13 protein-coding genes are annotated in these 13,832 nt (G+C 51.3%); 7 read left to right on the top strand and 6 right to left on the bottom strand.

Features of this window, described 5'->3' with window-relative positions; translation table 11 throughout:
• The first annotated feature begins 215 nt into the window (after positions 1-215).
• Together H7U12_RS06820 and H7U12_RS06815 are read left to right on the top strand one after the other, a co-directional pair.
• Positions 216-1,241 carry a radical SAM/SPASM domain-containing protein gene (locus tag H7U12_RS06820; protein ID WP_186634978.1) on the top strand — a complete coding sequence of 342 codons (1,026 nt, stop codon included), beginning with the start codon at positions 216-218 and terminating at the stop codon, positions 1,239-1,241.
• Between the two features lie 109 nt (positions 1,242-1,350).
• Positions 1,351-2,352, top strand: coding sequence for a mechanosensitive ion channel family protein (locus H7U12_RS06815; RefSeq protein ID WP_186634974.1), 1,002 nt, complete (start codon positions 1,351-1,353; stop codon positions 2,350-2,352).
• Positions 2,353-2,384: 32 nt separating this feature from the next.
• Here the strand turns inward: H7U12_RS06815 and H7U12_RS06810 are convergent, their stop codons facing one another.
• The 6 genes from H7U12_RS06810 to H7U12_RS06785 all read right to left on the bottom strand — a co-directional run bounded on the left by H7U12_RS06810 (position 2,385) and on the right by H7U12_RS06785 (position 6,876).
• Positions 2,385-2,723 carry a hypothetical protein gene (locus H7U12_RS06810; RefSeq protein WP_186634971.1) on the bottom strand — a complete coding sequence of 113 codons (339 nt, stop codon included), beginning with the start codon at positions 2,721-2,723 and terminating at the stop codon, positions 2,385-2,387.
• 262 nt (positions 2,724-2,985) lie between these two features.
• Positions 2,986-3,168 carry a FeoB-associated Cys-rich membrane protein gene (locus tag H7U12_RS06805; RefSeq protein ID WP_186634968.1) on the bottom strand — a complete coding sequence of 61 codons (183 nt, stop codon included), beginning with the start codon at positions 3,166-3,168 and terminating at the stop codon, positions 2,986-2,988.
• Between the two features lie 137 nt (positions 3,169-3,305).
• Complete coding sequence (locus H7U12_RS06800) at positions 3,306-4,106, bottom strand: inositol monophosphatase family protein (protein WP_186634965.1); 801 nt, start codon at positions 4,104-4,106, stop codon at positions 3,306-3,308.
• Between the two features lie 108 nt (positions 4,107-4,214).
• Complete coding sequence (gene lnt, locus H7U12_RS06795) at positions 4,215-5,864, bottom strand: apolipoprotein N-acyltransferase (RefSeq protein WP_241749206.1); 1,650 nt, start codon at positions 5,862-5,864, stop codon at positions 4,215-4,217.
• Positions 5,836-6,525, bottom strand: coding sequence for a 16S rRNA (cytidine(1402)-2'-O)-methyltransferase (rsmI, locus tag H7U12_RS06790; protein WP_123128574.1), 690 nt, complete (start codon positions 6,523-6,525; stop codon positions 5,836-5,838). Before rsmI ends, lnt begins: the two co-directional genes overlap by 29 nt.
• Before the next feature lie 105 nt (positions 6,526-6,630).
• Positions 6,631-6,876, bottom strand: coding sequence for a 4a-hydroxytetrahydrobiopterin dehydratase (locus H7U12_RS06785; protein ID WP_186634962.1), 246 nt, complete (start codon positions 6,874-6,876; stop codon positions 6,631-6,633).
• Positions 6,877-7,089: 213 nt separating this feature from the next.
• Here H7U12_RS06785 and H7U12_RS06780 point away from each other — a divergent pair, with 213 nt between their 5' ends.
• The 5 genes from H7U12_RS06780 to H7U12_RS06760 all read left to right on the top strand — a co-directional run bounded on the left by H7U12_RS06780 (position 7,090) and on the right by H7U12_RS06760 (position 13,481).
• Positions 7,090-7,947, top strand: a complete 858-nt coding sequence (locus H7U12_RS06780) for an SDR family oxidoreductase (protein WP_186634959.1) — start codon at positions 7,090-7,092, stop codon at positions 7,945-7,947.
• Positions 7,948-8,012: 65 nt separating this feature from the next.
• The gene (locus H7U12_RS06775; protein ID WP_186634956.1) at positions 8,013-8,300 is read left to right on the top strand and encodes a hypothetical protein; all 288 of its coding nucleotides are present in this window, start codon (positions 8,013-8,015) and stop codon (positions 8,298-8,300) included.
• Positions 8,301-8,351: 51 nt separating this feature from the next.
• On the top strand, positions 8,352-8,594 hold the full coding sequence (locus tag H7U12_RS06770) for a hypothetical protein (protein WP_186634953.1): 243 nt from the start codon (positions 8,352-8,354) through the stop codon (positions 8,592-8,594).
• A gap of 211 nt (positions 8,595-8,805) precedes the next feature.
• Positions 8,806-9,501: a metallophosphoesterase gene (locus H7U12_RS06765; protein WP_186634950.1), complete on the top strand. Its 696-nt coding sequence runs from the start codon at positions 8,806-8,808 to the stop codon at positions 9,499-9,501.
• Positions 9,502-9,896: 395 nt separating this feature from the next.
• Complete coding sequence (locus tag H7U12_RS06760) at positions 9,897-13,481, top strand: IPT/TIG domain-containing protein (RefSeq protein WP_186634948.1); 3,585 nt, start codon at positions 9,897-9,899, stop codon at positions 13,479-13,481.
• Positions 13,482-13,832 lie beyond the last annotated feature (351 nt).

The raw sequence follows: 13,832 nt of genomic DNA, 5'->3' as shown, positions 1-13,832 counted from the left end.
GTCTTTGGTGCTGCAAATGGCCATAGCAAGAACCTGAGTTCGCCCTTTTATCGCCTTCGTAGCGCTGCTACGAGGCTCTAAAATCGCTTTCTCAGAACCTTACTCTCGCCATTTTCGCTTACCAATCCCAAATTTAAACAAGCTCGAAACAGGTTTAAAACAGAAACAGGTGCCAGCCGTACAGGAGGGCACCTGTTTTTATACGATAGAAAGCATTGAACCGAGGCACCTTTCAGGATGGATTGAATTTTGCGTCTAAACTGACGCCGCGCCGCGCCTGGAACGTGCTGCAGGTGGTGAGCAGTTACGCTTTGGCCCGCCTTACCAAGAAGCCCCGCCACTGGGGAAGCCCCGTGAGCATCTCCTTTGAGCCCACCACCTCCTGCAACCTGCGCTGCCCCGAGTGCCCCAGCGGCCTCCGATCCTTCACCCGGCCCACGGGTATGCTGTCAGATGATTTGTTCAAGCAGACCATTGACCAGTTGCAGGGCCGGTTGCTGTATCTGCTCTTTTACTTTCAGGGAGAACCGTACCTGCACCGCTCGTTCCTGGATTTGGTGAAATACGCCTCCGGCAAAGGCCTTTACACCGCCACTTCCACCAACGCCCATTATCTCACCGAGGAAAACGCCCGCAAAACGGTAGAGTCTGGCCTGGACCGCTTGATCATTTCCCTGGATGGCACCACGCAGGACGTGTACCAGCAGTACCGCGTGGGCGGCCAGCTAAACAAAGTACTGGAAGGCACCAAGCGGCTGGTGAAGTACAAACGCGAGCTGAAGTCCAAGACCCCGTACCTTATTTTCCAGTTTCTGGTGGTGCGGCCCAACGAGCACCAGATAGACGAAGCCAGGCAACTGGCCAAAGAACTTGGCGTGGATGATGTCTGGTTCAAGACGGCCCAGATCTATGACTATGCGCAAGGCTCGCCCCTCATCCCCACCATTGACTATTATTCCAGGTACCAGGCGCAGCCCAACGGCACGTACTCGCTTAAAAACAAACTGATAGACGGCTGCTGGAAGATGTGGCATTCCTGCGTGATCACCTGGGACGGCAAGGTGGTGCCCTGCTGTTTTGACAAAGACGCCCATTACCGGCTGGGAGACCTGCAGCAGCAAAGCTTCCAGCAGCTCTGGAAAAGCGATGCTTACCGCAAGTTCAGGGGTTCTCTGCTGCAGGGGCGCAGCCAGATAGAGATGTGCCGCAACTGCTCAGAAGGCACCAAAGTGTGGGGGTAGTCAGGTTCGGTTACTTTCTGTAGCTAGATTGCCTCCGTTTGCGTATGATGGAAATTAGCGCCCGAGGCCCTGTACACCAAAGGCGCAGTGTCATTTTATCCCCTTACCCGTGACCGAAATCAACGAAGCGTTTCAACTCCTCTGGCGCAAGCTGGAGATTTGGCTGAAGCAGATTGTGCTCATGCTCCCCAATTTGTTTCTAGCCCTATTGGTGCTGGTGCTCACCTTCTTCGCCGCCCGCATTCTCCGGCGAACCTCAGACAAACTGCTCATCCGGTTCACGCACAGCAGCGCCCTCAACAACCTGGTAGGCACCACGGTGTACGTGACCATCATGACGCTGGGCATTTTCTTCACCCTCAGCATCCTGAAACTGGATAAGACGGTGACCACGTTGCTGGCGGGTGCCGGTATCATCGGGTTGGCGTTGGGTTTCGCGTTTCAGGACATTGCCGCCAACTTCATCTCCGGGGTGATCATCGCGTTCCGGAAGCCGTTTGTGGTGGGCGACGTGATTGAAACCAACGAGCATTTCGGGACCATTGAGCGCATCAACCTGCGCACCGTGGACATAAGAAGGCAGACCGGCGAGCTGGTGAAAGTGCCTAACCGCAAAGTGTTTGAATCGGCGTTGACCAACTTCTCGCATTACGGTATCCGGCGCATTGACCTGAAAGTGGGGGTTTCCTACGCCGAGGACCTGGAGCGGGTGCAGCAGGTGGTGAAAGACGCCATGGTGGACATCCCCAACATGATCTCAGGCAAAGAAGTGGAGGTGGTCTACGAGGAGTTCGGGGATAGCAGCATCAATTTCCTGGTGCGCTACTGGATCAGCTACAAGCGGCAGACCGATTTTGTCTACGCCAAGAGCAACGCCATTATCAAGATCAAGAAAGCCTTTGACCAGCATAAAATAGAGATTCCGTTCCCTATTACCACGCTCAACTTCGGGGTGAAAGGCGGCAAGGATCTTTCCATCGAACTCAAAGAAGCTTTACCGAAACTTACGGCTTCCATTGGGGGCCAGGAGGCGGAACAGGAGGAAGAAAAGCTGCCGCTCCCGCAGAATGCCACGAACGGAGAAGACAAAGAAAAAGCGGCCGAAGAGTAATTCGGCCGCTTTTTCTTTGTGGGGAAAGGTGCTTATTTATCTGATTTGTCCAGGTTCTTGCCTTTGTCTTCCACCTCTTTGAGAAAGGCATCTATGTTCTGGTCGGCGTACGGTCCGTACGAGTTGGAGATGGTGCCTCTCGTTCCGTCAGTGCATTCAATGGCGTAGAGAATAGACATGTCGTCTGGGTTGGTTTCTCCTTCAAACCGGAAGAAGTCCACAATCTGCACCTCCTCTACACTGTAGGTTTTGTCTCCTGTCAAAGTCTGAAGACGGTTGTCTTCGCTTACTCTGAAATCTTGGGTGTATCCTTCTTTTTTAAGGCGAGCTTCTACGTTAATTAAGCTTCTTTCTTCTTCCTTGTCTTGCATAGCACAGAGGTATATTAGGTGTTGTCAATAGCGTTGTTGTATGTGGGCTATACGTAAAAACCCGGCAGGGTTGCCAGCTATATTCAAAGAAAATGATATTTAGATTTCCGATGTAGGGACATGGAAACAAACGCCTTTCTGGCCAGAGAGCCGTTTAACGCCTGATTTTCAGAAAACACCCTGAAAGCAGGCAGCCCGTGAAAACAGCAGAAGCCGTCTCCCTTAAGAGGCGGCTTCTGCTGTTTTCACGGGCTGAAAGAAATTATTTAAGCGCCTGCCGGGCTTCTATCTCGCGCTGAATCTTGGCCAGGTCAATGGTGGAACAACCGCCGCCGCAGCCTTTGGCGCAGCCTGCTTCTTTAGAGAAAAAGCTTTTGTACCCTAGCCGCAGCAGATAACCAGCCGCCAGCAGAAAAACGAAAATGATGATGATTTCCTGTACCATAACACTAGCCTAACGCTGGCAAAGGTAGAAATAGTTTAACCGATGCGCCGCAATCTGGTAGTTTCCCCGTTGAAACTACCAGATTGCGTTTAGAGGCGCTTTTACGGAAAACAGCCTCTAAACGCCTCCAGCAATGCTTATGCTTTCCAGAACGGTTCAATGAGTTTCAGCATTTCCTGCTGCACCGCCGGGCTGTTGCTCACGCAGATCTCGCGCCCGAACACAAAGTTCTTGCCGCCCCTGAAATCGGTGACCTGACCACCGGCTTCCTGCACCAGCAGCGCACCGCCGGCCACGTCATACGAGTTGATGTTGAACTCAAAGTAGCCTTCAAACTTGCCGCAGGCCACGTAAGCCAGATCTAGCGCAGCTGAACCCAATCGGCGCACGCCGTGGCAGCTTTGCATGAACGAGCCCATCACCTGCAGGTATTTCTGCATCAAGTCAAAGCTGTAGTACGGGAAACCGGTGGCAATTAATGAATCGCCTAAGGTAGGAGCCCCGGAAACCGAGATCTTCTTGTCGTTGCAGTACGCGCCACCGCCTTTTACGGCGTGGTAGCACTCGTCACGGGTAATGTCATAGACCACGCCTATCACCAGCTCGTCGTGCTGCATCAAGGCAATACTCACCGAGTACACCGGCAAGCCGTGGATGAAGTTGGTGGTGCCGTCCAGCGGATCGATGATCCAGTTGAACTCCTCACCTTGCTCTGATTTTGTTTCCTCCTCGGTGATGAAGCCCGCCTCCGGCAGGAATTTCTCTAAACCGGCCACTAAACGCTGCTCGGCTTCTTTGTCTACGTACGAGACTAGGTTGTTCAGGCCCTTGTGCTCCAGCTTGGAGACATCGAAATTAGCGGCCTCGTTGAAGATGAACTTGCCTACCTCCTTGGTGAGCTGTACTACCTGATCGCGGAGCGCGGAAAAATCTGTCATGTCTATTTTTTTAGTTATCTGAACCTCTTGCCAAAAAGCAAGCAAGGCGCACTATACTCATGTACACGTTTTAAGGTCGATTTCTTAAAAAGAACCTCAAAACGGAAACTATACAACGGCGGCTCCCGGCTTTGCGCCGCGCCGCGTAAACCCGAGCACTACGGCCAGCACCGCCAGCCCCAGGGCCAACCACTGCGTGCCGTGCCCAATGAACTCGCCGTAACGGGTGTAAAACGTCTGCTCCTGGTTGAACCTGATCTGGCTGCGCAGGGCCGCCGGCACCCACCACCCCGATTTCTGCAATAGCTCGCCTTTCTGGTTGATGAACCCCGAGATGCCCGTATTAGCTGAACGCGCCACGTCCCGTCTGGTTTCAATGGCTCGCAGGGAAGCGTAGGCTAAATGCTGCTTGTAGCCCGGGCTGTCGCTCCACCAGGCATCGTTGGTGATGATGAAAATGGCACTGGCCCCGTTGCGCACGTATTCGCTCACGTACTCGCCGTAGATGGATTCATAGCAGACCACGGGTGCTCCTACCAGTTTCGGGTTTTGACTGTGCGTGAAGATGGACCGAGTTTCCTGCGTGCCCATGTTGCCCGCAATGCCGCCCAGATCAATGGAGAACATTTTCAACGCCTTGAACACGCCCGGATACGGCGTCTTCTCTACGCCCGGCACCAGTTTGGACTTGTGGTAGAACTCGTGCTGCCCGGATGGTTTGAAGTGCAAGGCCGCGTTAAAGACATCGTAATAGCCCACCTGCTCATGGAAACGGGCGGTGCCGCTCTTCTGGGTAGAATCTGGGTACAGCCGCGCCGAGGTAATGCCGGACACCAACTCCAGGCCGGGATGGCGGTTCAGGAAATCGCGCAAGGCATAGCTCACCGGGCTCCGCGCAAAGTCTTCTTCCCAATTGAGGCCGTTGCTGATGGACGTCTCGGGCCAGAGCACGAAGCGGGTGTTGGGTGTGATCTGCTCCTCAGAAAGCTTGAGCATGCGGGCGAACTGCTGCTCAAACGGGACATAGCCTTCGCCCCCTTCAAATTTCTCTTTATAGGGGTCAAAGTTAGGCTGCACCACCACCACCTCGGCCAGCTCGCCTTTCTCCTGGTATTGACTCCCGATGACGAAGGAAATCACCAATGGCAAGGCAAACGTGAGTACCGGGGCCAGCCATTTGCCTGCCCCTTTTTTGGCGGAAGTCAGGGCGAAGAAGACCAGCAAATTCACAGCCCATACCCAGAGCGATCCGCCCAGAAAGCCGGTGTACTCATACCACTGCACCCAGCTGGGCAGCGAAGCAAAGCCGTTGCCCAGCGTAAGCCAGGGCCAGCTTAAATCCCAGTTCAGGTGAAACTGCTCAAACGCGATCCAGTAAATCGGCAAACTCAAATACCCGATGGTGCGGCCTGCGGCGCGTTTGGTCCAGAAGAAAGCCATCATGGGCATCATCATGAACAGCGCGTTGAACACTACGGCCGCAATGCCGCCGCCCAGCGTGGAGTAACTCACCCAATACGTGGTGAAGATGTTCCAGAGTAGCAGCAGCAGGTACGCGTGCTTGAAGAACGTGCGCCCGCGTTTGGGGGCCGTTTTTTCAGAAATGGCCTTTTCCAGCAACAGGAACGGTACCCACCCGATAAACAAGAAAATAGCCAGTGGTTTCACCGGCCAACCCAACCACAGCAGAAAGGCGCTTAGGAACGCCAGCCCCGGGAGGTAAAAACGATTATTTGTTTCCTTGGACAACAATGACAAATTCTCCTTTGATTGCTTTGGTGGTAAACGTCTGCACCATCTCTTCCAGGGTGCCGTTGAGGGTTTCCTCGAACATTTTACTTATTTCACGGCTCACCGAGACCATGCGCTCCGCCCCGAACACTTCCTTGAACTGCTCCAGCGTCTTTAAAACCCGGTGCGGCGACTCGTAGAAAATCATGGTGCGCTCTTCCTGGGCCAGGCTCTGCAACCGCGTCTGCCGCCCTTTCTTGATGGGCAGAAAGCCTTCAAACGTGAACCTATCTGTACTGAAGCCGGATTTCACCAGGGCGGGCACAAACGCGGTAGGGCCGGGCAGACACTCAATCTTGATGCCTTCCTGCACGCAGGCGCGCACCAGCAGAAAACCGGGGTCCGAGATACCGGGTGTGCCGGCATCCGAGACCATGGCCATCTTTTCGCCTTTCTTCAGACGTTCCACCAGGTGCGCCACGGCTTTGTGCTCGTTGTGCAGGTGGTGGCTGTGCATGCGCTTGTCAATGCCCAGGTGGTTCAACAGTTTGCCGCTGGTGCGGGTGTCCTCGGCGAGCACCACATCCACTTCTTTGAGAATCCGGATGGCCCGAAGGGTGATGTCCTCCAGGTTCCCGATGGGCGTGGGCACTAAATACAGACTGGTCTCTTCTACGGGTTCGGCCATAGCTCAAAGATAGGGAATATTTCAGTCCTGAGTTCTGAGTCTCGAGTTCAGAGTTAGGTGGTCTGTTTTGGGGCTGTTTTTAGGAAAAGGCGCTCAAAACAAGCACTACACGCCGTAGCGCTCGGCCAGGGCATCAATGCGCTGCGCCAGCACGTGGTCGCGCTGGGTGACGGTATGGCCCGCGTCATGGGTGGTGAGCCTGATTTTTACTTTGTTGTAGCTGTTGCTCCACCACGGGTGATGGTCTATTTCCTCGGCCACGGCCGCCACGTCGGTCATGAAGGCGAAGGCTTCCTTGAAATCCTTGAACGTGAAGCTGCGGGTGAGGTGGTTGTCTTGTTCTGTCCACATAAAGAAGGTTCTGCAGGATGGAAATTACGTTGCTTTTCAGAGGCTTCCTGCTCTACGGCGCCTCCGTGTTTGTACTCTCTTTTCGGGAAAACGATGCGAAAACGTGGCTCTTCCTTTCGGCTTCTCCGTAATTCATACTCTGCCCTCCGGCGCGCAAGAGCTACTTGGCCTCAGAGGGCAGACCTGAACGTAAAACCGAAAACCGATAAACCAATGGCAACCGAGAAACCGAAAGAAGTTCCAGACCAGCATCAGGAGAGCCAACCCGGCTTAGAGCATGAAATGACCCCGGAGCCTATCGTCATCCGGAAGAATTACAAAGGCAGCGACAAGCTGAAGGGCAAAAAAGCCTTGATTACCGGCGGCGACAGCGGGATTGGCCGGGCGGTGGCCGTGCATTTCGCCCGCGAGGGGGCCGATGTGGCCATCGTGTACCTGAACGAGGACCAGGACGCCAAAGACACCCAGCAGATGGTGGAGAAGGAAGGTCGCAAGTGCGTGCTCATTCCCGGCGATCTGCGCGACGAGAAGTTCTGCAAGCAAAGTGTGGAGCAGGCGGTGAAAGAACTAGGCGGGCTCAACATTCTGGTGAACAACGCCGCCGAGCAGCACGAGAAGGAAGACCTGCGCGAGATCACTTCGGAACAGCTGGAGAAAACCTTCAAAACCAACATCTTTGCGTATTTCTATGTGGCGCAGGCGGCCTTGAACCATCTCCAGAAGGACGATGCCATCATCAATACCACGTCCATCACCTCGTACCGCGGCTCAGATCACCTCATGGACTACTCCGCTACCAAAGGCGCGATCACGTCTTTCACCCGTTCCCTGGCTTCTAACCTGGCCGAAAAAGGCATCAGGGTGAACGCGGTGGCTCCAGGGCCAATCTGGACTCCGCTGATTCCGGCCACACTGGAGAAAGTGGGCGAATTCGGGAAAGATCAGCCGCTGGGGCGTCTGGGGCAGCCTTCTGAGGTCGCGCCCGCCTATGTGTTCCTGGCCTCCGAGGACGCTTCCTACATCACCGGACAAACCATTCACGTGAACGGCGGCGAGCAGATAGGCGGGTAATGCTCAACCTTTCCACGTGGAAAGCAGTAAAAAGGGAGACTTATCACCTCTAACAACAAACGCCTATGGCAACTGACAATAACGACCACCCTAACGGACACGACCGTCCGGTGCGGGTAATAGATGATACCGCCACCAACATGGAAGACATGATGGCAGGACATATAATACCGGGTGCTGATCCGCCCAAGAACGAGGCGCAGCGAGGTGGTTTCGGGAACCGCGACGGCAAGGAAGGCTACGGCTCAGACAGCTCTGACGGACCAACCGGCGTGAGCGTGAACGAGGAGGCCGACAGCAACGAGCATCCCAAAGACAACATGCGCACCGATGGCGAAGGCCGCGGCACCTGATGCTATTTTTAACCTGATTGATTGTTTAACCAAATAGAAAAGGAGGAACTCATGCCATATAAAAGCAAGAACACCAGCCACGATTCTAAGTCCCAGAAAGGTGACCCTACCAACCATGGCACCAGCAAAGCTGGAATGAAGACCACCGGCGGGCCGGATGCCATTGACCGCAGTGAGGAAATTGTGGCCAAGCACCTGGATGAAAACGAGCAGCCGGTTCCGGAGGCTATCACCCACCCTAACCGCAATCTGCATAAGCCAGACATCAACAAGCCCAGCTACGGCGGCTCTTGATCTGGTTCTTCACTGGAAGAGAAAAAGCACCTCCTGTCCCGGAGGTGCTTTTTTGTGCCGTTTTAGGGGCAGTTTCGCCAAAACGGCCCTAAAATAGATAGCCTGAGAGCTGCTGCCTCTGAACCGTTCCTAGTTAAGATGCTTTGTAAATCAGCGCATCAGACTGAGCGCCTTCCTCCCCAACCGCTTTTTTAATTTAACCTTTGCTTCTATGGCCCGCTACGCGATCTCTGATATTCATGGTTGTCTGGTTACCTTCCGGACGATGGTGAAAGACGTCATCAAGCTAAAGCCCCACGACCATCTCTATCTTCTGGGAGATTACATCAACAAAGGCCCTGATAGCAAAGGAGTAATGGACTACATCTTCTCACTGCAACGCCAAGGCTACCGCCTGACTTGCCTCCGGGGCAACCATGATCAACTGTTGTTAGACGCCATAGACAAAGGCGAGCACACCGTCTGGCTCCCCGAGGCCGAGAAGCAGAAAACCCTTCGTAATTTTGAGGTCACCTGCTTCAAAGACATCGCGTCAGAGTATATCTCCTTTATAAGGTCGTTGCCCCTCCTGGTCTTGCTGGATGATTACCTCCTGGTGCATGCCGGCTTAGACTTCACCCTTTCCAATCCCCTTCTTTCCAGTAATCATCTTCTCCTGAATACCAAACACATGCAACCTTCCCTGGCCAAACTCGGCGGGCGGAGGCTCCTCCACGGACATCTTCCCGTCCCTCTATCTACCATTGAAAACGCCATCAGCCGGAAAAGACCCGCTATCAATTTAGATGCCGGCTGTGTCTATTACCGGAACGCACAATTCGGACACCTGTGCGCCTTTGATTTAGATAAAATAGAATTATTCTTCTTGAAAAATCAAGAGCAGCCTTATGAAATCAAGGTCAAGTAAATTATAATATTTTATATATAATATTTTAGTTGTTTTATATATAATTAGAATAGTTATAATAATTATTGTTATAATAAATAGATTATGCGTTTCCTTCTTCTCTAAATAGGCCTTTTAAAGCTCCCAGCGCAATTTAGCTGAATTGGAATGAATGAATGCAATAAATCCAATGGCAAAAAAATTATACTAAATATTTAGACAATCTTAAACATTCTAGTAATTTTACCCGTATAAGGCCGTCTTTAAATATAACCTTTTCTTAATATTTGCTAATTTATAGATTAGAAATATTTGAATAGGCAATCAAGGAATTGACTGTTTATGGGATGGGCCTTGAGTGAGAAAAACAGAGAATTACAATAAAAAATAGGTTTATCAATTTTAAAGTAGCGTTTATGGAGAAAAATTTACTCAGAAGAAGTGCTTCCGGGGAAAACAATGCAAGCAGGGTCTGGCTATTTTTTGTCTTGATCCTGTTAGGGTTCATGCCTATGCTAGAGGTGCAGGGGCAGATACTTGGAACTGCAACAACTAGTTTACCTACCTCTTATAGTGGTAAATGGAAAGGTCCTTTAACTTCCCCGTCAACAGTAGTAGGTTGGTCCCATTTAGGTTTAGGAAGTGACCCGTCATTTACTAACTTAACCAACACTGCTCTTCCAGACTCAGACCCAGCGCAAAATACAGCATCTTCCTCTGTTGCTAATTTCAATGTAGTTGAGTCTATTGTTCAAGTAAACTTTTCAGATAGGCCGGAAAAGCTAACTTTTTTGGCAAACCCAAACTCAAGTAGCAAAGGTTTCACTGGGCAGTTTGTAGTAGAAGAGGCATCTACCATAAATGGAGTTTATAACCCAATACCGGAAGCTTCTTTTACTAGCTTAGCGGCTAAAGGCTTTAACGCTTCCACTATAATGACCGCCTCCCTTAAGCCCGACACTAAAAGCATCCGATTTCGTTTAGTCTCAGTAAATTCTAATGGAGGTGGTGCAACAGGAGTTTACATTGACCAGGTAAGCATTACCAAAAGAACAACAGTTCCAGAGATAGACGTAACCGTATCTGGTAAAACTCTTGTAAGTGGTGGAGCAGCTTATTCCTTTGGCTCACAAAATGTTAAGACCACAAGCAGCCCAACCACATTTACTATTAAAAATATTGGTTTGGAGCCTTTGCTGCTTACAGCCCCAGAAGCAGAGCCTGCTTTGTCTATCACAAGCGAAGATCCATCAGGCCAGTTCGAAATAGTTGAATACCCTTCTGTAAGAACGCTGCAGCCGAATGAAGAAACCACTTTTAAAGTGGCTTTCAAACCAAGCGCTTTATATGATAAGAAGGCTTCGTTGACAATCAGAAACAATGACTCAGACGAAGCTAATTATGTGGTAAACTTAACAGGTGCGGGAACAATTTTACCAGCTGTTATTTCTTCTTTCACTCCAAGCTCAGGCGGATTTGGTACAACAGTAGACATCTACGGCTCTAACCTGATTAACACGACAGAGGTTTTATTTTCTTCTAACAAACCAAGCAGTAATTTAACTGTAGTAAACGATGGCAGAATAACTGTTAGCGTGCCAACTGGATCTGTTACTGGCCCTATAACTGTGAAGAATGCTTTACACTCAACTACTTCTAGCAACTCTTTTACAATTATTCCAGCGCCAGCTATTACCTCCATCACTCCCACGTCTGGCCCAATTGGCACATTGATTACAGTTAACGGAAGAAACTTTGAAAAGGATAATTTTCAAAGTATCACCATCAATGGTCAAGCTGCAACTGACTACACGCTTGTAAGCGCAACACAATTAACAGTAAGGGTGCCTGCTGGGGCAGCGGTAGGCCAAGGAAATTTGGTGATTACCACCCTTGGAGGATCTGCTCAAACTAATTTCACAGTAATCATACCAGCTCCTTCTATCACAAGCATTAGCCCATCTTCTGGACCAATAGGTACAGAAGTTACTATAAACGGTTCAAATCTGGATGGGGTCAGAAGTATTACCTTCAATGGTGTAACTGCTTCTGAGTTCATGTCTGTTAACAGTAATCAATTAATTGTCATTGTTCCAGATGAAGCAGCTACAGGCGATCTGGTTGTAACGACTGCAGGAGGTTCTGCAAAATCTTTCTTTACTGTTATTGGAATCATCGTCACCTCATTCAGCCCAGAGCGCGGGCCAATCGGCACGCTGGTGACCGTGAACGGCACCAACTTCCCTGAGGTGGCCGGCATCGGCTTCTACAACGCGGCGGGCCAGGTCCTCTTCGCCGAGGAGATGGACAGACCGTCCGAGACTTCCATCTCCGGCCGGGTGCCTGAAGGCGCGGTGACGGGCAGAATAGTGGTCGTGAACGAAGAAGGCGAGACAATCGCCGAAAGCGGCACCGACTTCACCGTGACCCCTCCGGCTCCTACCATCACCTCACTGTCCTCATCCTCCAAGCCGGTGGGCGAGCCCCTGCTCATCTACGGTACCAACCTGGTGGGCGTGCGGAGCATCACCTTCAACGGGATCGCTGCCACCCAGTACGGAACTCTGGGTGAGGACGGAACGCAGTTATTGGTAACGATTCCCGCAGGCGCGACCTCGGGTCCGTTGGTGGTGACCACTGACGGTGGTGAGGCTCAGTTTAATTTTATTATTGAAACTGCTGTCACCTCATTCAGCCCAGAGCGCGGGCCAATCGGCACGCTGGTGACCGTGAACGGCACCAACTTCCCTGAGGTGGCCGGCATCGGCTTCTACAACGCGGCGGGCCAGGTCCTCTTCGCCGAGGAGATGGACAGACCGTCCGAGACTTCCATCTCCGGCCGGGTGCCTGAAGGCGCGGTGACGGGCAGAATAGTGGTCGTGAACGAAGAAGGCGAGACAATCGCCGAAAGCGGCACCGACTTCACCGTGACCCCTCCGGCTCCTACCATCACCTCACTGTCCTCATCCTCCAAGCCGGTGGGCGAGCCCCTGCTCATCTACGGTACCAACCTGGTGGGCGTGCGGAGCATCACCTTCAACGGGATCGCTGCCACCCAGTACGGAACTCTGGGTGAGGACGGAACGCAGCTTCAAGTGACTGTGCCAGTGGGTGCGACCTCGGGTCCGCTGGTGGTGACCACCGACGGCGGGGAGGCGCAAACAATGTTCTATGTAGGGCCTAGTATTACTTCGTTATCGCCAAACTCTGGTTTGGTAGGAGCTGTCATTACTGTAAAAGGCCAGAACCTAAACAACATTACTTCCATTGACTTCAATGGGACTGCCGCGCCTGATTACATTAGTGAGGACATCAACACGATCACAGTGACTGTTCCAGTAGGTGCTACTTCAGGACCAATGACTGTAACAACAGCTGGTGGTACCGCTCAGGCAAACTTCTTAGTGCTTGAGCCAACAACGCTTCCAGTTGAATTAGTGGAGTTTGCCGGAAAGAACACAGCAAACGGAGTTGCTTTAACCTGGACTACGGCTTCAGAAAGAAACAACGCCTACTTTGAAGTGCAAGCCAGTGCAAACCCAGCTGATAAAGAATTCAAGACAATTCAGCGGGTGAACAGCAAGGTGGTGAACAGTGCTTCGGCCACATCTTATGCAACTGAAGATCGCACGTCAACCAACAACGCAGTGACATACTACCGCTTGAAGCAAGTTGATTTAGATGGCAGTGTGGAGTACAGCAAAACCATTGTGGTAGAAAACACAGCAACTGTTGCCACAGCTTCAGTGAGAGCGTATCCAAATCCATTTGATGATGCAAATGTCCTTAACCTGGAAGTGGATGCTGAGAAAGCTGGCAAGATGACTGTTGTTCTGTACTACGTGACGGGCAAGAAAGCTTTTGAGAAAGTATTTGCAGTTGAAAGCGGAATCTCTACCATTGAGCTTCCTCTGGACAATGCAGCGCTTGGAGCTGGCTTATACATCCTTTCAACAGAATTAAACGGCCAGGTGTCTACCTTGAGAGTGATCAAGAAATAGTTGTAGATACTTTGATTTTTAAAAAAGGGGAGGCATTTGCCTCCCCTTTTTTATGCTCTTTAGTGGTGCTCTGTGGTAAGTGGGATGCCCTGAAGGTTATGATCAAGGTCTGCGGTAGAATAGCATCTTCCTTTCTGCTATTGGCAATGGAAACAGTTGTTGATGGAAGAATTAAGTGCTTTTACCAGGTGGAGCGAAAAGGCAGGCCGTTCGTGATGCAAGGTTTGTGTCACTTGCTAAACATAATATAGAATATTATTTATATTAGAGTAAATACTATATAGGTTCTATTGACTATATATTATTATAGTATATATTAGTATATATATTTGGCTGATTTAAGCTTGTGTC

This window comes from Rufibacter sediminis, from assembly GCF_014269285.1.
GTDB classification, from domain to species: Bacteria; Bacteroidota; Bacteroidia; order Cytophagales; family Hymenobacteraceae; genus Nibribacter; species Nibribacter sediminis.
This window is presented reverse-complemented; position numbering and strand designations above follow the sequence as displayed.

Bases quoted from the DNA above. Each gene is read 5' to 3' on its own strand.
- H7U12_RS06810 (WP_186634971.1), bottom strand. From the start codon at position 2,723: ATGCAAGACAAGGAAGAAGAAAGAAGCTTAATTAACGTAGAAGCTCGC.
- H7U12_RS06760 (WP_186634948.1), top strand. From the start codon at position 9,897: ATGGAGAAAAATTTACTCAGAAGAAGTGCTTCCGGGGAAAACAATGCA.
- H7U12_RS06765 (WP_186634950.1), top strand. From the start codon at position 8,806: ATGGCCCGCTACGCGATCTCTGATATTCATGGTTGTCTGGTTACCTTC.
- H7U12_RS06785 (WP_186634962.1), bottom strand. From the start codon at position 6,876: ATGTGGACAGAACAAGACAACCACCTCACCCGCAGCTTCACGTTCAAG.
- H7U12_RS06780 (WP_186634959.1), top strand. From the start codon at position 7,090: ATGGCAACCGAGAAACCGAAAGAAGTTCCAGACCAGCATCAGGAGAGC.
- H7U12_RS06775 (WP_186634956.1), top strand. From the start codon at position 8,013: ATGGCAACTGACAATAACGACCACCCTAACGGACACGACCGTCCGGTG.
- H7U12_RS06800 (WP_186634965.1), bottom strand. From the start codon at position 4,106: ATGACAGATTTTTCCGCGCTCCGCGATCAGGTAGTACAGCTCACCAAG.
- H7U12_RS06770 (WP_186634953.1), top strand. From the start codon at position 8,352: ATGCCATATAAAAGCAAGAACACCAGCCACGATTCTAAGTCCCAGAAA.
- rsmI (WP_123128574.1), bottom strand. From the start codon at position 6,525: ATGGCCGAACCCGTAGAAGAGACCAGTCTGTATTTAGTGCCCACGCCC.
- H7U12_RS06805 (WP_186634968.1), bottom strand. From the start codon at position 3,168: ATGGTACAGGAAATCATCATCATTTTCGTTTTTCTGCTGGCGGCTGGT.